19 protein-coding genes and 3 pseudogenes are annotated in these 18,890 nt (G+C 70.1%); 6 read left to right on the top strand and 16 right to left on the bottom strand.

Annotation, left to right across the window (positions count from 1 at the left end; genetic code table 11):
* Positions 1-146 precede the first annotated feature (146 nt).
* The 8 genes and pseudogenes from ACFYR3_RS39970 to tnpA form a co-directional block, all read right to left on the bottom strand.
* Positions 147-950, bottom strand: coding sequence for an ABC transporter ATP-binding protein (locus ACFYR3_RS39970; protein ID WP_328663385.1), 804 nt, complete (start codon positions 948-950; stop codon positions 147-149).
* A 60-nt stretch (positions 951-1,010) separates the two neighbouring features.
* Entirely contained in the window at positions 1,011-2,117 is a 1,107-nt protein-coding gene (locus ACFYR3_RS39965; protein WP_389287018.1) for an aliphatic sulfonate ABC transporter substrate-binding protein, read from the bottom strand.
* Positions 2,117-3,445, bottom strand: a complete 1,329-nt coding sequence (locus ACFYR3_RS39960; protein WP_355857520.1) for a GTP-binding protein — start codon at positions 3,443-3,445, stop codon at positions 2,117-2,119. Before ACFYR3_RS39960 ends, ACFYR3_RS39965 begins: the two co-directional genes overlap by 1 nt.
* Before the next feature lie 2 nt (positions 3,446-3,447).
* Entirely contained in the window at positions 3,448-4,386 is a 939-nt protein-coding gene (gene cysD / locus ACFYR3_RS39955; protein WP_355857517.1) for a sulfate adenylyltransferase subunit CysD, read from the bottom strand.
* Positions 4,383-4,973 carry an adenylyl-sulfate kinase gene (gene cysC / locus ACFYR3_RS39950; protein WP_389287016.1) on the bottom strand — a complete coding sequence of 197 codons (591 nt, stop codon included), beginning with the start codon at positions 4,971-4,973 and terminating at the stop codon, positions 4,383-4,385. The genes cysD and cysC overlap by 4 nt, the downstream gene beginning before the upstream one ends.
* Positions 4,974-5,072: 99 nt before the next feature.
* Positions 5,073-5,852 carry an alpha/beta fold hydrolase gene (locus ACFYR3_RS39945; protein WP_389287014.1) on the bottom strand — a complete coding sequence of 260 codons (780 nt, stop codon included), beginning with the start codon at positions 5,850-5,852 and terminating at the stop codon, positions 5,073-5,075.
* A 254-nt stretch (positions 5,853-6,106) separates the two neighbouring features.
* Positions 6,107-6,541 (bottom strand): YdeI/OmpD-associated family protein, encoded by a 435-nt coding sequence (locus ACFYR3_RS39940; protein WP_326782981.1) that lies wholly within the window; start codon positions 6,539-6,541, stop codon positions 6,107-6,109.
* Between the two features lie 127 nt (positions 6,542-6,668).
* Positions 6,669-7,080 (bottom strand): annotated as a pseudogene (gene tnpA, locus ACFYR3_RS39935) (IS200/IS605 family transposase).
* Between the two features lie 23 nt (positions 7,081-7,103).
* Here tnpA and ACFYR3_RS39930 point away from each other — a divergent pair.
* Positions 7,104-8,336 carry an RNA-guided endonuclease InsQ/TnpB family protein gene (locus ACFYR3_RS39930; RefSeq protein ID WP_389287012.1) on the top strand — a complete coding sequence of 411 codons (1,233 nt, stop codon included), beginning with the start codon at positions 7,104-7,106 and terminating at the stop codon, positions 8,334-8,336.
* Between the two features lie 13 nt (positions 8,337-8,349).
* On the opposite strand, the gene ACFYR3_RS39925 is transcribed toward ACFYR3_RS39930, so the two are convergent.
* The 4 genes from ACFYR3_RS39925 to ACFYR3_RS39910 all read right to left on the bottom strand — a co-directional run bounded on the left by ACFYR3_RS39925 (position 8,350) and on the right by ACFYR3_RS39910 (position 10,558).
* Complete coding sequence (locus ACFYR3_RS39925) at positions 8,350-8,763, bottom strand: VOC family protein (RefSeq protein ID WP_355857510.1); 414 nt, start codon at positions 8,761-8,763, stop codon at positions 8,350-8,352.
* Between the two features lie 74 nt (positions 8,764-8,837).
* Positions 8,838-9,494, bottom strand: coding sequence for a glyoxalase (locus tag ACFYR3_RS39920; RefSeq protein ID WP_355857507.1), 657 nt, complete (start codon positions 9,492-9,494; stop codon positions 8,838-8,840).
* Positions 9,494-10,015, bottom strand: coding sequence for a helix-turn-helix transcriptional regulator (locus ACFYR3_RS39915; RefSeq protein WP_389287010.1), 522 nt, complete (start codon positions 10,013-10,015; stop codon positions 9,494-9,496). The genes ACFYR3_RS39920 and ACFYR3_RS39915 overlap by 1 nt, the downstream gene beginning before the upstream one ends.
* Before the next feature lie 132 nt (positions 10,016-10,147).
* Positions 10,148-10,558, bottom strand: a complete 411-nt coding sequence (locus ACFYR3_RS39910; RefSeq protein WP_328663373.1) for a VOC family protein — start codon at positions 10,556-10,558, stop codon at positions 10,148-10,150.
* Positions 10,559-10,890: 332 nt separating this feature from the next.
* On the opposite strand from ACFYR3_RS39910, the gene ACFYR3_RS39905 reads away from it, so the two are divergent.
* The gene (locus ACFYR3_RS39905) at positions 10,891-11,427 is read left to right on the top strand and encodes an RNA-guided endonuclease InsQ/TnpB family protein (RefSeq protein ID WP_389287008.1); all 537 of its coding nucleotides are present in this window, start codon (positions 10,891-10,893) and stop codon (positions 11,425-11,427) included.
* A gap of 327 nt (positions 11,428-11,754) precedes the next feature.
* Here the strand turns inward: ACFYR3_RS39905 and ACFYR3_RS39900 are convergent, their stop codons facing one another.
* The gene (locus ACFYR3_RS39900) at positions 11,755-12,216 is read right to left on the bottom strand and encodes a carboxymuconolactone decarboxylase family protein (RefSeq protein ID WP_326782977.1); all 462 of its coding nucleotides are present in this window, start codon (positions 12,214-12,216) and stop codon (positions 11,755-11,757) included.
* 165 nt (positions 12,217-12,381) lie between these two features.
* Here ACFYR3_RS39900 and ACFYR3_RS39895 point away from each other — a divergent pair, with 165 nt between their 5' ends.
* From ACFYR3_RS39895 to ACFYR3_RS39885, 3 genes and pseudogenes are all read left to right on the top strand, one after another.
* A complete protein-coding gene (locus ACFYR3_RS39895; RefSeq protein ID WP_389287006.1) occupies positions 12,382-12,717 on the top strand; it encodes a hypothetical protein in 336 nt (111 codons plus the stop codon).
* 462 nt (positions 12,718-13,179) lie between these two features.
* Positions 13,180-15,297 carry an MMPL family transporter gene (locus tag ACFYR3_RS39890; RefSeq protein ID WP_355857497.1) on the top strand — a complete coding sequence of 706 codons (2,118 nt, stop codon included), beginning with the start codon at positions 13,180-13,182 and terminating at the stop codon, positions 15,295-15,297.
* Between the two features lie 213 nt (positions 15,298-15,510).
* Positions 15,511-16,142, top strand: a pseudogene (locus ACFYR3_RS39885) (ABC transporter ATP-binding protein); the annotation flags it as partial.
* A 137-nt stretch (positions 16,143-16,279) separates the two neighbouring features.
* Here ACFYR3_RS39885 and ACFYR3_RS39880 read toward each other — a convergent pair.
* The 3 genes and pseudogenes from ACFYR3_RS39880 to ACFYR3_RS39870 form a co-directional block, all read right to left on the bottom strand.
* Positions 16,280-16,486 carry a DUF6059 family protein gene (locus tag ACFYR3_RS39880; RefSeq protein ID WP_355857543.1) on the bottom strand — a complete coding sequence of 69 codons (207 nt, stop codon included), beginning with the start codon at positions 16,484-16,486 and terminating at the stop codon, positions 16,280-16,282.
* 500 nt (positions 16,487-16,986) lie between these two features.
* A pseudogene (locus ACFYR3_RS39875) lies at positions 16,987-17,246 on the bottom strand (zinc ribbon domain-containing protein); the annotation flags it as partial.
* 79 nt (positions 17,247-17,325) lie between these two features.
* The gene (locus ACFYR3_RS39870) at positions 17,326-17,478 is read right to left on the bottom strand and encodes a YlcI/YnfO family protein (RefSeq protein ID WP_355857494.1); all 153 of its coding nucleotides are present in this window, start codon (positions 17,476-17,478) and stop codon (positions 17,326-17,328) included.
* Between the two features lie 28 nt (positions 17,479-17,506).
* On the opposite strand from ACFYR3_RS39870, the gene ACFYR3_RS39865 reads away from it, so the two are divergent.
* The gene (locus ACFYR3_RS39865; RefSeq protein ID WP_389287003.1) at positions 17,507-18,796 is read left to right on the top strand and encodes an RNA-guided endonuclease InsQ/TnpB family protein; all 1,290 of its coding nucleotides are present in this window, start codon (positions 17,507-17,509) and stop codon (positions 18,794-18,796) included.
* The last annotated feature ends 94 nt before the right edge of the window (positions 18,797-18,890 follow it).

Below are 18,890 nucleotides of genomic sequence, written 5' to 3'. Positions count from 1 at the left end.
GGGGGCTGGGGGGGGGGGGGGGGGGGGGGCGGCCGGGGGGGCCCCCCCGCCCCCCCCGGGGGGGGCCGCCCCCCCCCGGGGGGGGGGGGGGGCGCCCCCGGGGGGGGGGGGGGGGGGGGGCCCCCCCCCCCCCCCCGGGCCGGGTGTCAGTGCTGGACATGGCGGCGTATCTCCCCACGCAGGTGCTCGGTGATTTCGATGGACAGCGCCGCGACCTCGGCGGATTCGCCCCGCAGCGAATGCGGCAGGTCGACGCGCCACTCCCGGGCGATCCGGCCGGGCCGGGACGACAGCAGGACGACGCGCTGGGCGAGGCGCACGGCCTCTCTGACGTTGTGGGTGACGAACAGGACGGTGAGCTTGCGCTTGTTCCAGATCCGGGTGATCTCCTCGTGCAGGACGTCCCGGGTGATGGCGTCGAGTGCGGCGAACGGCTCGTCCATCAGCAGTACGGTGCTGCCCTGGGCGAGCGCGCGCGCCATGGCCACGCGCTGGCGCATGCCGCCGGAGAGCTCGTGCACCCGCTTGCGGTACGCGCCGCCGAGGCGGACCAGCTCCAGCAGTCGCTCGGCCTCGGGCCTGCGGTTCTCGCGCGGCACGCCCGCCAGGCGCAGCGCCAGCTCGATGTTGCGACCCGCGCTCAGCCACGGGAACAGCGCGTGGTCCTGGAACATCAGCGACGGCCGGGTGCCGGGTACGTCGATGGTTCCGGCGCTGGGCTCGTCGAGCCCCGCCACCAGGTTCAACAGGGTGGATTTGCCGCAGCCGGAAGCGCCGAGCAGGGTGACGAACTCGCCCGGGGCCACGTCCAGGTTGATGTCGTCGAGCACGACGGAGCCCGCACCGGGGCGGCCGAAGGCCTTGGAGACGTGCGAGAGCCGGACCGCTGGGTAGTCGTCCGTGGTCTCGACGACGGGGACGCACTTCGGGATGGTCAGTGCCGTGGTCATTGCGGAAACCTCCTGCGGGCGTGGACGGGGGCACTGCGCGGAGCTACGGGGTGCGGGTCGTCACTTGACGCCGAGCCCGGCGTCCGCCACGGCGGGCCGGCCCGCCGCCGTGAGTACCTTGTTGAGCAGGGTCAGGTCGACGATCCCGGAGAGTTCGGGCTTGTCGAGCAGGCCCGCGGCGACCGCGTGGTCGGCCCCGGTCTGCAGGGTGCGGGCCAGCGGGTCGTCGATGAAGTCGATGCTTGCCCACGCGGGGTCGAGGATGGCGGGCGGCAGCGCATTGCCCGTGTCGGCCTTGATCTGCAGGTTGGCGTCGGCCTTCGCCTTCTCCGGGTCGGCCTTGATGAAGGCGTTGGCCGCCAGCGAGCCGCGCAGCACGGCCTCGACCACGTCGGGGTGCGCGGTCAGGAACTTCTGCGAGACGATGATGTCGGCGGTCACGAACTTGCCGTCCGGCCACAGCGACTTCTCGTCCAGCAGGACCTTCGCGCCGAGCGTGACCAGCCTGGAGGCGGTCGGCTCGGGCACCCAGGCGCCGTCGATGGAGCCGGACTTGTACGCCTCCGGCACCACCTTGTTCTCCGTACGGAGCACACTGACGTCGCCCGAGCCGGAGGCCGCGTCCACCTTGTAGCCCTTGCCTGCCAGATAGTTGAGCAGGGCGACGTCCTGGGTACCGCCCAGCTGCGGGGTGGCGAGCTTCTTGCCCCGGAGGTCGTCCAGCGAGCTGATCTTCGCCGGGTTGACCACCAGCTTGACACCGCCGGAGGCTGCGCCGCCGATGACCCGCAAGGACGTGCCGTGCGACTTGACGTAGCCGTTGATCGCCGAGTTCGGGCCGATCCAGCCGATGTCGACCGAACCGGCGTTGAGCGCCTCGATTTCGGCTGGACCGGCGTTGAAGAACTGGGACTTGATCCGGGTCGACCCCAGCTCCTTCTGGAACAGGCCGTCCTGCAGGCCCACCAGGGCGGTCCCGTGCGTGAGGTTCGGGAAGTAGCCGATCTTCACGGTGTCGGCGGAGAGCTTCGCACCCGAGGCGCCGTCGGTCTGCTTCACCGGGGCTGCCTCGGCACTGGAGCCGTAGCCGCAGCCCGACAGCAGTCCGGCAGCCGCGGTCACCGCTACGGCCGCCATGGCCACGCGCCCGATCGTCTGGTAGTGCATCAGACCCAGTCCTCCTCGTTGGTTGCTTCGGCTGCGCGCCGTACGGTCTCGAAGGGCTCATCCGCCATGCCGGCTGCGAGGGTGGTGCCGTCGGCCGGGTCGATCAGCAGGAACGAGCCCGTCCGGCGGTTGTCGGCGTAGGGGTCGAGCGCGAGCGGCTCGGCCGTGCGCAGCACGACGTGGCCGATGTCGTTGACCTGCAGGCCCTCGGCACCGGGGCGCCGTTCGAGCGTGCTGATGTCGATCCGGTACAAGATGTCCTTGACCACGGCGCGCACGGTGCGGGTGGTGTGCTTGAGCAGGACCTTGGCGCCGACGTGCAGGGGGCGCTCGTTGAGGTGACAGACGCTGGCCTCGATGTCCTTGGTGGGCGCCCCGGCCGTGCCCCCGGCCGCGATCAGGTCGCCGCGCGAGACGTCGACGTCGTCGGTGAGCCGGACGGTGACGGACTGGGGCGCCCAGGCGACGTCCGTCTGCGTGCCGAGCGCGTCGATGGCCGCGACGGCAGTGGTGTGGCCGGAGGGCAGGACGGTGACGGCGTCCCCGACCCGCAGCACGCCGGAGGCGATCTGGCCGGCGTAGCCCCGGTAGTCGAGGTGCTCGGCAGTCTGCGGGCGGATCACGTACTGGACCGGTAAGCGGGCGGGCTCCTCCCTCGGGTCGCTGCCGACCGGGACGGTCTCCAGGTGCTCCAGCAGGGTCCGGCCGCCGTACCAGTCCATGGTGGCGGAGTGCTCGACGACGTTGTCGCCGGCCAGCGCGGAGAGCGGGATCGCCACGACGTTCTTGACCCCGAGCGTGGCGGCGTACGAGGTGAACTCCTCGGCGATCTTCGCGAAGACGCACTCCTCGTAGCCGACGAGGTCCATCTTGTTGACGGCCAGGACCACGTGGGGCACCCGCAGCAGGGCGGCGACCGCGGTGTGCCTGCGGGTCTGCTCGACCATGCCGTTGCGGGCGTCGACGAGTACGACCGCGAGGTCGGCGGTGGAGGCGCCGGTGACCATGTTGCGGGTGTACTGCACGTGCCCGGGGGTGTCGGCGAGGATGAACCGGCGGCGGGCGGTGGCGAAGTAGCGGTAGGCGACGTCGATGGTGATGCCCTGCTCCCGCTCGGCCCGCAGGCCGTCGGTGAGCAGGGCCAGGTCGGGGGTGTCCTGTCCGCGGCTGGCCGAGACCTGTGCGACGGCCTCCAGCTGGTCGGTGAGGACCGACTTGGAGTCGTGCAGCAGGCGGCCGACCAGGGTGGACTTGCCGTCGTCGACGGAACCCGCGGTAGCGAAGCGCAGCAGCGTGGTGGCGCTGAGCTGCTCGGTGGTGGTGGTCATCGCTAGAAGTACCCTTCGCGCTTGCGGTCTTCCATCGCGGCCTCGGACATCTTGTCGTCGGCCCGGGTCGCGCCCCGCTCGGTGAGGCGGGAGACGGCGATCTCGGCGATCACCGCGTCGAGCGTGGCGGCGCCGGAGTCGACGGCGCCAGTGCAGGACATGTCGCCCACGGTGCGGTAGCGGACGAGCCGTTTCTCGACCGTCTCGCCGTCCTTCGGGCCGCCCCACTCGCCGGCGGTCAGCCACATGCCGCCCCGCAGGAAGACGTCCCGTTCGTGGGCGAAGTAGATCTCCGGCAGTTCGATCTTCTCGCGGGCGATGTACTGCCACACGTCCAGCTCGGTCCAGTTGGAGAGCGGGAAGACGCGCACGTGCTCGCCCGGCGCGTGGCGGCCGTTGTAGAGCTGCCACAGCTCGGGGCGCTGGCGGCGCGGGTCCCACTGGGAGAACTCGTTGCGCAGGGAGAAGACGCGCTCCTTGGCGCGGGCCTTCTCCTCGTCGCGGCGGCCGCCGCCGAAGACGGCATCGAACTTGTGCTGCTGGATCGCCTCGGTCAGCGGGACGGTCTGCAGCGGGTTGCGGGTGCCGTCGGGGCGCTCCTTGAGCTTGCCGGCGTCGATGTAGTCCTGGACCGAGGCCACGTGCAGGCGCAGGTTGTGCTGCGCCACCGTGCGGTCCCGGTAGTCGATGGCCTCGCGGAAGTTGTGACCGGTGTCGACGTGCAGCAGCACGAACGGCACCGGTGCCGGTGCGAACGCCTTGAGCGCCAGGTGCAGCATGACGATCGAGTCCTTGCCGCCGGAGAAGAGGATCACCGGCTTCTCGAACTCGCCCGCCACCTCGCGGAAGATGTGGACCGCCTCGGACTCCAGCGAGTCCAGGTGCGTCAGCGCGAAGGGGTTCCCCGACGCCTCGATCAGGCGATGGGTCATGGTCGTCATGCCAGGCCCCTCTCGGTCAGGAAGGTGTGAAGCTCGGCTGCGGAATCGGCCACCGAGCGGCCCTGCGTCTGGATGCGCAGCTCCGGGCTCTCAGGTGCCTCGTACGGGTCGTCGACGCCCGTGAGACCGGAGATCTCGCCAGCCGCCTGCTTGGCGTACAGGCCCTTCACGTCGCGCTGGGAACAGAGCGTGACCGGGGTGGCCACGTGGATCTCCAGGAACGGTGTGGCGCGGGCGGCGTGCCGGGCACGGACGGCGGCGCGGGAGTCGGCGTACGGAGCGATGACCGGAACCAGCGTCTTGACGCCGTGGGAGGACAGCAGCCCGGCCACGAAGCCGATCCGCTGCACGTTGGTGTGCCGGTCCGCGCGGCTGAAGCCCAGGCCCGCAGAGAGGAACGCGCGGATCTCGTCGCCGTCGAGCACCTCGACCTCATGTCCCTGGGCGCGCAGACGCTCGGCGAGGGCGCGGGCGAGAGTGGTCTTGCCCGCGCTGGGCAGCCCGGTCAGCCACACGGTGGCGCCGCGCGCAGCGGCCGGGGCCGCCTCCGCGGTGTCCCCGGCGGCCAGGGTGTGAGCCGTGGTCACGGTGATGTTCTCCCGGGAGGTAGATGGCGTACTTCAGGGATGGGCCGTACGTCCCCCGCGCTGCAGGGCATCGCTCGCGGGCAGGGGCGGCGGGACCTTTCAGGCGGTGGCGAACTCGACCAGCGTCCGGCCGAGCACGTCCATGTCGATCCGGTGCCAGGATCCGGGCAGCTCGAGGCCCCGGCCGTTGGGCAGGGCCGCCGCGGTCGCCGCAGCCGCCGCACGCAGCCAGGCGCTGGTGCTGTCGCTGTTGAGGACCAGCGTCTCCGTCCGGAATCCGGCGAGTTGGCCGGCCGGGACGGTGAAGTCGCCGCAGATCTTGACGTCGTACAGCAGCGTGTGAGCGTTCGCCTCGTTCATCGCCCAGATCGGGCTCCTGCGCCACTGCGCGACATCGTCGGGGGTGAGGCCCAGGACGGGCCCGAGGAAGTACTCGGCCGCCTCGTCGCGCCGGTCGCCTTCCTCCAGGATGACCCGGAGCGTCTCCGCGGAGTTCGACGGGGGCTTCGGGAACCCCTCGACCCGGAAGAACGGCTCGTGGAGAGCCAGCTTGGCGATCGGCGTGCCCGCGAGCGCCGCCTGGAGCGCCACGTTCGCGCCCGTGGACCCGGCGAACACGGCCGCTGAGCCGCCCGCCTCCTCGATCACCGCCTGGAGATCCTCGATCTCCCGCTCGACGGCGTACTCGGGAGCGTCACCGCTCTGGCCGCGCCCGCGGCGGTCGTAGGCATACACGGTGCAGTGCTGCGCCAGCTCGGGAACGAGCTCGTCGAAGATCGTGTGATCGCGGAACGCACCGTTGAGCAGCACGAGTGGGGGGCCCTCGCCCGACTTGTCGTAGGCGATCGTCGTACCGTCCCGGGAAACGACCTTGCGCATCACGCACTCCTCGTGCCGACCGGAGGTGCTCTCACCTCGCCCTGTGTCTGCAGCTTCGAATGCGCCGGTGCATAACCGGTCGAGAACCGATAGCGGCCCGCTTGCACCGCCTGCTGCCCCCGGCGGCGCCCAGTAACTGACCTGCGGTTCTTCCCGGGAGAACGCAAACAGCCGTTCTTCACGCTTCGAGGTGTCGACCAACGAAGCGCTGAGGAACGGCTGGTGCGTAGGGCGTCGGAGGCCTGCTCCCGGGCTCAGCCCCGCAGGGTGGCGATGGCCTTCTCGATGCGCCGCCGGCGCGTCTCGGGCATCTTCGCGCTCTCGACGGCACGCACGTGCTCGCGCTTGCGGCTGTACGTGAGGTGGTCGTACGCGGCGCGGGCGACCGGGTCGTCGTCCAGGGCTCGGGCGAAATCCTCCGGCTCGACGACGACGCGCGGCTCGGTGTCGAGCTCCAACTCGACCTCGACCTCCTCGCCGATCTCGACACCCGCGGCCTGCCGGTTGGCGTGGCTGAGGCCGATCAGGTGGCGGCCGCGCAGGAAGGCGACCCGGCTCTTCCAGGAATGCCCGTTGAGCGTGATCGTCACCGGTGGCCGCGAGCCCTCGCCGAGAGCTTCCACCACCTCGGGCGGAACCAGCAGGCCCCGCATGGGCTCGGGCGGCTCGACGTGGGACAGAAACTTCATGATCTACCTCTGATCTTGAGAGAGTGCCCCGGCCTTCAGGCCGGGGGTGAATCGCATCTCTGGACTGCTCTGGCCTCGGCCGTGGGCACGGGTCCGCACTATCCACCCGCGCCCACGGATACCCGGCTCAGTCTGGGCGCTTCTGCTGTGCGATGTAGTCCTTGACCACCTGGAGCGGCGGGCCGCCGCACGAGCCGGCGAAGTACGAGGGCGACCAGAACCGGCCGTACATGATCGCCCGGTTCACCCGGCCGGTGAACTCCGCACGCAGACGGCGCGAGGAGACGCCCTTGAGGCTGCTCACCAGGCCGGCCGGGGCAACCTTCGGCGGGGTAGTGCACGAGCAGGTGGACGTGGTCCGTCTCGCCGTTGAACTCCTTCAGCTTGGCGCCGAAGTCCTCGCACACCTTGCGCATCACCTCTTCGCAGCGCGTCAGCATCTCGTCGTTCATGACTCCACGCCGGTACTTGGTGACGAACACCAAGCGTGCGTGCAGGTTGTAGACGACGGTTCGACCCGTGCGCCGTCGTGGCGACATGGGCCAGCGCTAGGGTGGTCGCTGTGCAGCTTCGGTACAGCTTCCGCTTGTACCCGAGCGCCGGTCAACGCATGGCGTTGGCGAGGGCGTTCGGGTGTGCGCGGGTCGTCTTCAACGACGCGCTCCGCGCCCGCGAGGAGGCCCGAGCCGCGGGGGCGCCGTTCGTCACCTCGGCGGAACTGTCCAGGAACCTGACGGGCGCGAAGAAGACACGGGAACGGGCCTGGCTCGGCGAGGTCTCGGCGGTGATCCTCCAGCAGTCCCTGCGCGATCTGGACACCGCGTACCGGAACTTCTTCGACGGCCTGAAGGGCAAGCGCCCGAAGACGGGTGTGCCACGTTTCAAGTCGAAGCGGGACAACCGGCAGTCGATCCGCTTCACCGCGAATGCCTCGTGGCGGATCACGCCGGGCGGGAAACTGAGACTGCCGAAGGTCGGCGATGTTCCCGTGCGCTGGTCCCGGACGCTGCCGTCCGCCCCGTCCACCGTGACCGTGGTCAAGGATGCGGCGGGCAGGTACTTCGCGAGCTTCGTCGTCGAGACGGACGCCTGCGAGGTGCTGCCCGAGACGACGCCCGAGATCGGCATCGACCTCGGCCTCGGGCACTTCGCCGTCCTCTCCGACGGGACCAAGGTCGACAGCCCGCGCTTCCTGCGCCGGGCGGAGAAGCGCCTGAAGAAGGCGCAGCGGGAGCTGTCCCGCAAACAGAAGGGCTCCAGCAACCGGGGCAAGGCCCGGCTGACGGTCGCCCGCGCTCACGCGCAGGTCACCGACGCGCGCCGCGAGTTCCACCACCGGCTCTCCACCCGGCTGATCCGCGAGAACCAAGCGATCGCCGTCGAGGACCTGTGTGTCAAAGGACTCGCCCGCACGCGTCTGGCCAAGTCCGTCCACGACGCCGGATGGTCCGCGTTCGTGAGCATGCTGGAGTACAAAGCTGCCCGGTGCGGGCGACAGTTCCACCGGATCGGCCGGTTCGAGCCGACCTCCCAGGTGTGCTCCGCGTGCGGCGTCAAGGACGGCCCCAAGCCCCTCGACGTCCGCATGTGGACATGTGGGGCATGCGGGGCGGTCCTCGACCGGGACGTCAACGCGGCGGTCAACGTCGCCAAGGCCGCCGGACTGGCGGCATCAGCCTGTGGAGCGCAGGTCAGACCGGCACCCGTGCCGGCACAGCGCGGCGAAACAGGAACCCGCCAGGAGCTGCCCACCGCGTCGCCGCGGTGGGAGCAGACTGGAATCCCGGGCCGTTAGGCCCGGGAGGATGTCAATCGGCGTAGGGCTGGTCGGTTCCCTGGGTGCTGAAGCCGAGACTCCAGACGTAGCCGTCCGGGTCGGCGAAGGTGCCGCCGTACCCGCCCCACGGCAGAGCGCCGGCGGGCTTGAGGACCGTGGCGCCGGCCTTCGCGGCCTCCGCCATGATCTCGTCGACCCGCGCCTCGCTGCGGACGACGTAGGTCAGGACCAGTCCGCTGAAGCCGCTGCCCTCATGGTCCGTGCCCACCTGGTCGGCCAGTCCTTCGCGGCTGTAGAAGCCGACGGGCGAGGCGCCGTCCGATTCGAAGAACACCGAGATGCCGTAGTCACTCTGGACCTTCCAGCCGAGCCCCTCGGTGTAGAACTGCTTGGCCCGGTCCATGTCCCGGACGCCGAGAAGGATCGAGCTGACGTGTGCCTTCATGCCGTACTCCTTGAGCTGCAGAGGTATACGTGTCGGACATCCGGGCCGGGGCCCGGCTGTCACAGGGACGGAGGTCAGGACGGTGTGGGGGCGGCAGCCTCCCAGACGAACCCGTCCAGGTCGGTGAAGGCGTCGGCGGTACTGCCGAGGACGATGCGGTGCGAGCCCGTGCCGTCGGCGGGGACGCCGACCTCCTTGGCCAGGGCGCGGCGCCTGTACAGCGCCATTTTGACGGGGTGGGACTGACCGGGGGCGAACTCGACGTACATGCTGCCGACGCTCTTGGTCACGGTCATGCCCCGGCCGACGTAGAACTGCTTGGTGGCCCTCACCGCCTCGACGCCGATCAGCAGGACGACCTCGTCGATCTCGCGGGTGTCGGGGCCGGTGTCCTTCTTCGCCGAGGTCGCGATCTTCCAGATCGTCCCGTCCGGGGCCTGGAGGACGCCGCTGTAGCCCCACAGCGACTTCGCGGCGGGCTTCAGGACCGTGGCGCCGGCGTCCACGGCGGCACCGATGAAGCCGTCGACGGTGGCCGGCCCGGACACCGTGAGCGCCAGGGTGAAGCCGCGGAATCCGGTGGAGTGCGCCTGGGACGCCCGCAGGTGCAGGTACGTGTCCACGCCGAAGGCGCTGTAGAAGCGCCGGGCGGCCTCGAGGTCGGCCACCTCAAGGGTGATGGCCGCGATGGACGTGGTAACTGGGGTGGAAGTGGTGGTTGCCATGACCATCACCGTAGGGGCCGTGCGGCGGCCGGGGCTTCTCGATTCCTGACCGGTCTTGAGACCTGCTTCGCCACGCACGCCGGCATCCCCTCCACCTTGCTCGCCGACCCGGCACCGCGGGGGGCACCCGCAGCATCGGCACGGTCGGCCGACGCTTCCGCCGCCTGGCGCCGGAAGGCCCCGGGCGGCATGCCGACCAGCTCGGTGAAGCGGGTGGTGAACGTGCCCAGCGACGCGCAGCCGACCGCGAAGCAGACCTCGGTGACGCTGACGTCGCCCCGCCGCAGCAGCGCTGCCGCCCGCTCGATGCGACGCGTCATCAGGTACGCGTACGGCGACTCACCGTAGGCGGCCCGGAACTGCCGACTCAGGTGCCCGGCGGACACGTCCACATCACGGGCGAGCGCCTCCACGTCCAGTGGCTGCGCGTATTCCCTGTCGATCCGGTCGCGGACGCGGCGCAGCCGCGCGAGATCAGCCAGGCGCTGCGCCTGGATGCGTGCACGCCGCCATTCAGGCTTGCACATGAGAACCCTCTCCTTCGTCTTTCGTCTTCGATTTCCTTCGACGTGTCGGGGGTGCCCACTCCGGTGCGCCGCCGCGTTCCTTATGGGCGGTGGCGATGTCGGCCCGCACGGCTGCATCGGTACCCGCACTGCTCAGCGAAGCTCCTGGATGCGGACCAGGTTGCCCGCTGGGTCGCGGAAGGCGCAGTCGCGGATGCCGTACGGCTGCTCGGTCGGCTCCTGGACGACCTCGGTGTCACCGGCCTGCACCTTCTCGAACGCGGCGTCGACGTCCGGGGTGGCCAGCAGGATCCATCCGTAGGTGCCCTTGGCCATCATCTCCGTGATCATGCGGCGCTCGTCCTCGGTGATGCCGGGATCGGCGGCAGGCGGTGTCAGCAGGATCGAGGTGCCCGGCTGACCGGCCGGGCCTACCGTGATCCAGCGCATCCTGCCCTGGCCGACATCGCTGCGGACCTCGAAACCGAGGACGTCGCGATAGAAGGCGAGCGAAGCGTCCGGGTCGTCATGCGGCAGAGAAGCCGTGTGAATGGTGATGTCCATGGCGAGCAGGCTAGAGGCGGCTCCGTGAACCGAGCTTCTCGATTCCTGACCGATCCGGACACGCCCGGACGTTCGCGGGCATGTCACGCGGAGCGCACTCGCTCCCCGCGACAGAGCCCCCGAGGCCCCGTCAGCCGCTCTCCAGGGGCAGCTCCTCGGACTCCCCGCCGCCTACGATCCCGCGCGGCTGCAGCTCCACCGGGGTTCCGGGCAGGGTGCCCGGTCCTTTAGGGACGGGGTGAATGCCCACTCCCGCGTAGCGGGGCAGAGGCAGCCGTTACGCCCCCTGGGCGGAACGGCGTTCACCATCCGCGACCGCCGCGTATGCCAAGGTGGCCAGGCTCAAAGCGCGTGAGGCCGACCGGCGCAAGGACTGGTGCGAGAAGACCAGCACGATGCTGGCCCGCACCTACCGTCTGGTGCGGTTCGAGAAACTGAACATCAAGAACATGACCCGCTCGGCCAGCGGAACCACCGAGCAGCCCGGCAGGCAGGTCAGGCAGGTCAGGCAGAAGGCAGGGCTGAACCGGGCGATCCTGGCGCAGGGCTGGGGCCTGCTGCGCCAACGCACCGGACACAAGGCCCCCGGCCGGGTCGAAGACGTCCCCGCCCCCTACACCAGCCTGCGATGCAGTGTCTGCGGATGGATCGACAAGAACTCGCGCAAGAGCCAAGCCGAGTTCGTCTGCTCCTTCTGCTGCTTCACCTGCAACGCGGACACCAACGCAGCCATCAACGTCGCGGCAGGACAGGGCGGAATTCCCCGCCCCCGGCGATCAGCCGGTGCCGGAGGGATGCCAGCGGCCACCAGCCGCCGCTCGAGTATCCGTGAACCCCAACCCAACTGGGTTGGAATCCCCCTCTTTTAAGAGGGGGAGGATGTCAAGGTGGTGCCCCGCCCCGCGGACCGGCCCCAGGGACACGAGATGTGCGGCTGCTGGCGGCCGTCCCCCCGCCGTCCTGGGAACCCGGCGCACGCCCGGCGGAGTTTCTCGGGGCGGGCCCCGCCTCCGGTGTTCGCGGGCTTCGGCAGCTTCGTCGCGGGCGGTCCCGAGCGCCCGTCCGCGCTCCTGGTGAAGGCCTTCCGTACCGCTGGCGGCCGCGATCCGTGAGGCCCTCGTGATCCCGCCTTCCCGTCCCCGCGCACCGGCCGACAGGACGGCGTCGCGGCCGTCCTGTCGGCCTCTGGGGAGTGCCTAGCTCCAGGCGGCGCCCGCGGGCTCCTGGACGGTGGCGTTCAGCCGGTTGAAGAAGTTCGTCGTCGCGATCATGAGGATGATCGCGGCGAGCTGCTGCTCCGTGAAATGGTCGGCGGCCTCGTCCCAGACCGCGTCCGGCACGGCCTGCCCGCTGTGGTCGGCCAGCCGGGTGGCGGCCTCGGTCAGTGCCAGGGCGGCGCGCTCGGCGTCCGAGAAGAACGGCGCCTCGCGCCAGGCAGCGACGGCGTGCAGGCGCTCGTCGGTCTCCCCGGCCTTCTTGGCGCCCGTGACGCCGGCGTGGACACAGGAGCTGCAGCCGTTGATCTGGCTCGCGCGCAGGTGCACCAGGTCCAGCGTGTGTTGGTCGACCCCGCCCTGGTGAATGGCCTTGTAGAGGTTCTGAATGCCCTTCATGGCGTCCGGCAGAACCTTGGCGGCGTTCGTCATACGAGCCTTCATCGGGTGCTCCCTCAGTGGTGTTCTTCGTTCTTCCGTCCGTCACAACACTGACGGATCCCGCCCTACGGGGGGGACCGGCGAACGAGGCAAACCTTTCGAGCGGCGGCACGCCCCCTCCAGTGACCAGCGGCGATTAGGGAGCCTCATGCGCGTCTGTGGCAGTGCTTGAGCGAGCCTCATGCGTGCCTGTGCCACCGCTCCAAGGAACCTCATGCGTTCCTGTGCGACCGCACAGCTGACGGGTGGCAGGTCCAACAGTGCGATTTCACCCCGACGTTCCCCTATCGCGGCATCCGGTCGTACGTGCTGCTCGACGGGATCGGCAGCAGCGGCGAGGTGCGCGACTGGGCCCGGGCCACCGCCCGCCGCCTCGTCCGCGCCGCCGCCAAGGAGGGCGCGGAGCGGGGCCTGCGCGCGGTGCACTCCGCGATCGCGGCCGCCCCCAGGGCATCCAGGTCTCCACGTTCCGCCGCGAGCCCTGACTGCACACCGTCCGCCTGACGCGCCGTCCGTACCCGCGCCCGGCCGTCCGTCCGTGCATCCGTGGGTGGCCGGGGCGCCGGCGCATCACCTCGGCAGGAGACCGCTGACCACCCGGCCCGTCGGCTCCGTGGCCGCCGTCCTTCTCGTCCGACCGCCCGCCCCCATCCTCCCCGCGCCGCCCCGGACCCCTTCCCGGGCTGAGCTCCCGCATAGCGCGCCCCCCTGCTCGACCGCATAAGGCTGAGGTCAGGAATTCGGCCGGAAACGGACCGCCATCGGGCGAGGGAATCCGAGTTCAAGCCAACTCCAGGGACGCTCCACCAGGACTCCATCCCTCTGGTGAAGAACCTTTGTGTACCCAGTTCCGTACGAGCCCCCGCTCCACGGCTCCTGACCCTCGGTGAGCGTCACATGACGATCCAGACCCCGGCACCATCCCCCACAGAAACGGTTCCACCGCCCGTTCCTTCCCCCACCGTTGTGAGCCGATACGCTGCCTTCGTCGCCGGCCGGCGCTCCAAGTGGGTCGTGCTTGTGCTGTGGTTCCTGCTCATGGGTATCGGTGGCTCGCTGGCCGCCGGCCTGGCAGACGTACAGGACAACGACCCTGAGGCCTGGCTGCCGTCGAGCGCCCAGTCGACCAAGGCGGTGCAACTCGCGGAGCGGTACTTCGCCGACAAGAACTCCAGCACCGCAGTCATCGTCTACGCCCGCGAGGGAGGCCTCACCCAGGCCGACCTGTCCCGGATCGACGGCGATCGTGCCCGGCTCGCCGACAAGGTGGCCATCGGCAAGGTCTCCCCTGCCGTGGTCTCCGAGGACAAGGTCGCGGCCTTCGTGAGCGTTCCGCTGCGCACCTCGCCCAGCGACAACAAGGTACTCACCGACAAGGTGACCGAAGCCGGCAAGCTCACCTCCGACGGCGCCCCCGCTGGTCTCGACATCAAGATCACCGGCGAGGCCGGGAGCATCGCCGACTTCGCCGAGGTCTACTCCGGCATGGACGGCGCGCTGCTGGGTGTCGCGCTCGGCGTGGTGGCGCTGCTGCTGCTCGTGACCTACCGCAGCCCGGTGCTGTGGCTGATCCCGCTGATCACCGTGGGGCTGGCCAGCCAGGTGGCGAGCGGCGTGGTCTACCTCCTCGCCAAGCATGCGGGGCTGATGGTCAACGGTCAGAGCGCCTACGTACTCATGGTGCTCTCGGTAGGCGTGGGCACCGACTACGCCCTGCTGCTCATCTCCCGCTACCGGGAAGAGCTGCACCGGCACGAAGACCGCCACACGGCGATGTCGCTGGCCGTGCACGGCTCGCTGTCGGCCCTGGCCGCCTCCGCCGCGACGGTGACGATCGCGTCGCTGTGCCTGGTGTTCGGCAGCATGAACAGCACCCAGGGTCTGGGACCGGTCGTCGCCATCGGTGTGGTCCTGGTGTTCTTCGCCATGACCTCGCTGCTGCCGGCGCTGCTGGTGATCCTGGGCCGCTGGGTGTTCTGGCCCGTGAAGCCGCGCGTCACTGCGGGATACGACCCGAACTCGGCGCAGGGGCACGGCACCTGGGCAAAGATCGCCGAGGCCGTGGGACGGCGCCCGCGCGCGGTGTGGATCGGCACGGCGCTGGTGCTGGGCGTCATGGCGCTGGGCATCGCCGGCGTACAGACCGGCCAGACGCAGGCGGAGCAGTTCACCGGCAAGGTCGACTCGGTCACCGGCCAGCAGGTTCTGGCCAAGCACTTCCCCGCAGGCTCGTCTGCTCCTGCGGATGTGTACGTCCGCGACGCCGGGGCCGAATCCGCGACGGCCGTCGTCGCCAAGGTGCCCGGTGTGTCCTCCGTCAGCACCCAGGTGGCCAAGGGCGGCTGGACGCACCTGACAGCAGTGCTCCGCGACGCTCCGGACTCCGCGGCCGCCAAGGACACCGTCCGGGACATCAGGACGGCGCTGGACGGATCGACCGGGCCGGCAGCCGACGCGGTCGTCGGGGGCCAGAGCGCGGTGGCGCTCGACGTCTCCGAGGCGCAGGGTGACGAGGAGACGCTGCTGATCCCGCTGATCCTTGCGGTGGTGCTGGTGATGCTCTTCCTCCTGCTGCGGGCGAGCATCGCATCCGCGGTGCTGCTCGGGTCCGTGGTGCTGTCGTTCGCGGCGGCCGTCGGCACGGCCTCGCTGCTGTTCCACGCACTGGACCACGCGAAGATCGACCGCGGGCTGGTGCTGTTCGGCTTCATCTTCCTCGTCGCGCTGGGCGTCGACTACACCATCTTCCTGATGACACGCGCAAAGGAAGAGGTGCGGCTGCGCGGGCACCGCGAGGGAATCCTCACCGCGGTAACGGTGACCGGCGGTGTCATCACGTCGGCGGGTGTGGTGCTGGCTGCCACGTTCTGCGTCCTTGCGGCCATCCCCACGGTGAGCGCACTGCAGCAGGGGCTGCTCGTAGCGGTCGGCATCCTCCTCGACACGTTCCTGGTACGCAGTCTGCTGGTTCCGGCGCTGGCCCTGGACCTGGGGCCGCGCTTCTGGCGGCCGGGCCTGACGCCACAGGAGACGGCGCCGCACGAGTCCGCGAAGAGCCGGGCCGAAGCGCCGTCCACCGTCTGAGTTTGCGGTGTGACGTCGCGGGTCACTCGACGAGCTGATCCGCGGTTCTTCCCGGGACGACGCAGGCGGCCGTTCCTCACGCTTCGAGGTGTCAACCAACGAAGCGCTGAGGAACGGCCGCTGCGTTTGTGTGCCCCTTCCCCTGACGGCCTGCTCGTCTGCGCGGAGGCGGGTGGCGGCGGCGCCTTCGCCATCTGCCGGAAGCTGCACGGCATGCGACTCGCGGGCTGCGTCGACCTGACCGTCCCCTACGGCTCGGTGGTCGGCCTGCTCGGCCCCAACGGCTCGGGCAAGACGACCACGACCCGCATGCTCACCACGCTGCTGCCGCCCGACGCCGGCCGGATCCTGATCGGCGGCGTCGACGCCGTCAGGTCCCCCAGCGGGTCCGCCCGCTGATCGGCATGGCCGGCCAGTACGCGGCCGTGGACCCCAACCTGACCGGACGCGAGAACCTCGTCATGGTCGGCAGACTGACCGGCATGTCGCGCGCCGACGTCCGCACCCGGGCGGCGCAGCTGCTGGAGCAGTTCCAGCTCACCGAGATCGCCGACCGGCCCAGCCGCACCTACTCCGGCGGGCAGCGCAGGCGCTTCGACCTCGCCGCCGCCCTGGTGCACCGCCCGCGGATTCTCTTCTTCGACGAGCCCACCACCGGTCTCGACCCGCGCAGCCGCCGCGACCTGTGGACCGTCCTCGAGCAACTGGTCGCCGACGGCACCACGGTCCTGCTGACCACCCAGTACCTGGAAGAGGCCGACCACCTGGCCGATCACCTCGTGGTGCTGGACCGCGGCAGCGTCATCGCGCAGGGCACCCCGGCGCAGCTCAAGGCCGATCTCGGCGCGGCCACGGCAAGCGCACCTGGGAGGCGTTCGTCGCCGAGCGCTCGGCGGCCTGAGCGCCTGCCCGTATCCCAAACGCCGCTGCCGGGGCTCCCAAGAGCCCCGGCAGCGGCGTTCATCCGCAGGTGCAGACGGGCTCAGCGCGGCTCCAGCTCCTTGACGAGCGCCCGCTCCACCGGTGTGAGCGGCACCTCCCAGCACAGCCGCTCCGGGTGTCCGGGCACGGGGTCCTCCAGCCGCAGGAACCGCTCCGGGTGTTCGGGATCCACCCCCGTGTAGTAGCTGCCGTATGCCTTCAAGGCGCTGTACACCTCACTCAGGCAACGGCGGGCAAATGAACGCATCATGTCCGACCTCACTTCAGGGCCGTGGTGACGGGCCGTTCAGCCCACCTTCCGGGGGTGCGGCCGAGAAACACTGGACAGCCGCCTCAAGCCCGGTCGAGAACCGCTCCAGCGCCGTCCGTGCCCGCCTCGGCCCGCAACCGGCTTCCGCCGGTGTCCCGCCCGGGCAGGCCCTTACCCGTCACCCGTCACCCGTCGGCGGACGGCGCGGCCGGTGGCCAGGCGCGGACCGGCCGCGCACAACCGCACGCCGGACGGCCCGGACCACCCGGCGGGCCCTGCCGCGCCACGCTTGCGGCGACGCCGGGCGAGCTCCCCGGACGGGCCGGCCGGAGCCGCCCGGGAAGCGTTCAACTGCGTTCCCGCGTCCGCAGTCGCACGCGGCACATGCCGGTTAGATCGAAAACACGCCGAAAAGGCCGCCGACCCGCCGAAGAGAGGACGCCTTGACTTCCTCTCTCTCCTGAGGAAGGGGGATTCCTACGGCTCGCGCTGTGGGGTTTCTGGGTTTCCTGGTTCGTCGCCGACTGCCCGCCTGGAGTGCTCCGTTGAGGTCTTACGCCAGCTCCACAGGCTGTCACCGCCAGTTTGGCGGCCAGCAGGTTCTTCGCCGCGTTCACGTCCCGGTCGTGGACCGTGCCGCAGCCGCATGTCCAGGTGCGGACATTCAACGGCATCCGCTCCTGGAGGTGCCGCAGGCGGAGCACAGCTTGGAGGAGGGGAACCACCGGTCGACGGCGATCACCCCACGTCCGTACCACCGGGGTCCGGGCAGGGTGCCCGGTCCTTTTAGGGCCGGGGTGCATGCCCGCTCCCGCGTAGCGGGGCAGAGGCAGCCGTTACGCCCCCTGGCCGGAACGGCGTTCACCATCCGCGACGGCGCGGCGAACAAGCGATACAAGCCATGAGTTCAGGGAGCGGTCGTCGGCCTCGGCTGCGGTCTTGGCCTGCTCATGCAGATCGTCGGGGAGTCTCAGGTTCACATGCTTCATGGGACCATGATGAAGCTAGAATGGTCCTATGTCACGTTTCCGGATGTACCCGACGCCGCGGCAGGAGCAGCAGATGTTGCTGCACTGTGCGCACGCCCGGTACGTGTGGAACCTGGCCGTCGAGCAGCATGCGCATTGGCGCAGGTGGCGCAGGTCAGCGCCCGGTTTCGCTGAGCAGTGCCGGCAGCTCACCGAGGCCCGGCGCGAGAGCGAGTGGCTCGGCAGCGGGAACGCGGACGTTCAGCAGCAGGCCCTGAAGGACTTCGCCACGGCGAAGAACGCCCGCTTCACTTGCGGGTTCGGTGAGCCGACCTGGCGCAGGAAGTTCCGGCACGAGGGCTTCCAGGTCATCGGCACCGACCGGGTGGGGGAGTTGACCGGGGACGGTTCGCCGAAGCTGAACGCGAAGACCGGCAGGCAGGTCATGGGCCGCTCGGTGGTGGTGCACCAGCTGAACCGGCGGTGGGCTCGGGTCAAGGTGCCCGGCTGTGGCTGGGTCCGCATCCGCCTCACCCGGCCCGAACTGCCCAAGGCCAAGACGTTCCGCATCACCTTGCGCAACAGCCGGTGGCACATCGCGTTCGCCGTCGTCCCCGCGCCCGTCGACGGGCCCGGCACGGGCGAGATCATCGGCATCGACCGGGGCGTGGCCATCACCGCCGCCCTCTCGGACGGGCGGAAGCTGAACTGCCCCCAGCTCACCGTGAAGGAACGCGCGCAGGTCCGCAAACACCAGCGGCGTGCCGCACGCGCCCCGAAGGCAAGCGAGCGGAAGACCGCCGCGTACGCCAAGGTGGCCAGGCTCAAGGCGCGTGAGGCCGACCGGCGCAAGGACTGGTGCGAGAAGACCAGCACGATGCTGGCCCGCACCTACCGTCTGGTGCGGTTCGAGAAGCTGAACATCAAGAACATGACCCGCTCGGCCAGCGGAACCACCGAACAGCCCGGAAAACAGGTCAGACAAAAAGCCGGGTTGAACCGGGCGATCCTGGCGCAGGGCTGGGGCCTGCTGCGGCAGCGCACCGGGCATAAGGCCCCGGGCCGGGTCGAAGACGTCCCCGCCCCCTACACCTCCCTGCGGTGCAGTGTCTGCGGATGGATTGATAAGAACTCGCGCAAGAGCCAAGCCGAGTTCGTCTGCTCCCTCTGCGGCTTCACCTGCAACGCGGACACCAACGCAGCCATCAACGTCGCGGCAGGACAGGGCGGAATTCCCCGCCCCCGGCGATCAGCCGGTACCGGAGGGACGACACCGCCCAAACAGCGGTCGAGCATCCGTGAACCCCAACCCACCTCGGTTGAAATCCCCCTCTTTTAAGAGGGTGTTCTGTGATGGTTCGTCGGGTTTCAGGTTGAGGTGGTGTTCGGTGCGGGCGGAGCCGGTCGAGGCAGGGTGAACAGGCCGGGCTCGG

Origin of the sequence: Streptomyces sp. NPDC005784 (genome assembly GCF_042871525.1) — a bacterium.
In the GTDB taxonomy this organism is placed as follows: Bacteria; Actinomycetota; Actinomycetes; order Streptomycetales; family Streptomycetaceae; genus Streptomyces.
This window is presented reverse-complemented; position numbering and strand designations above follow the sequence as displayed.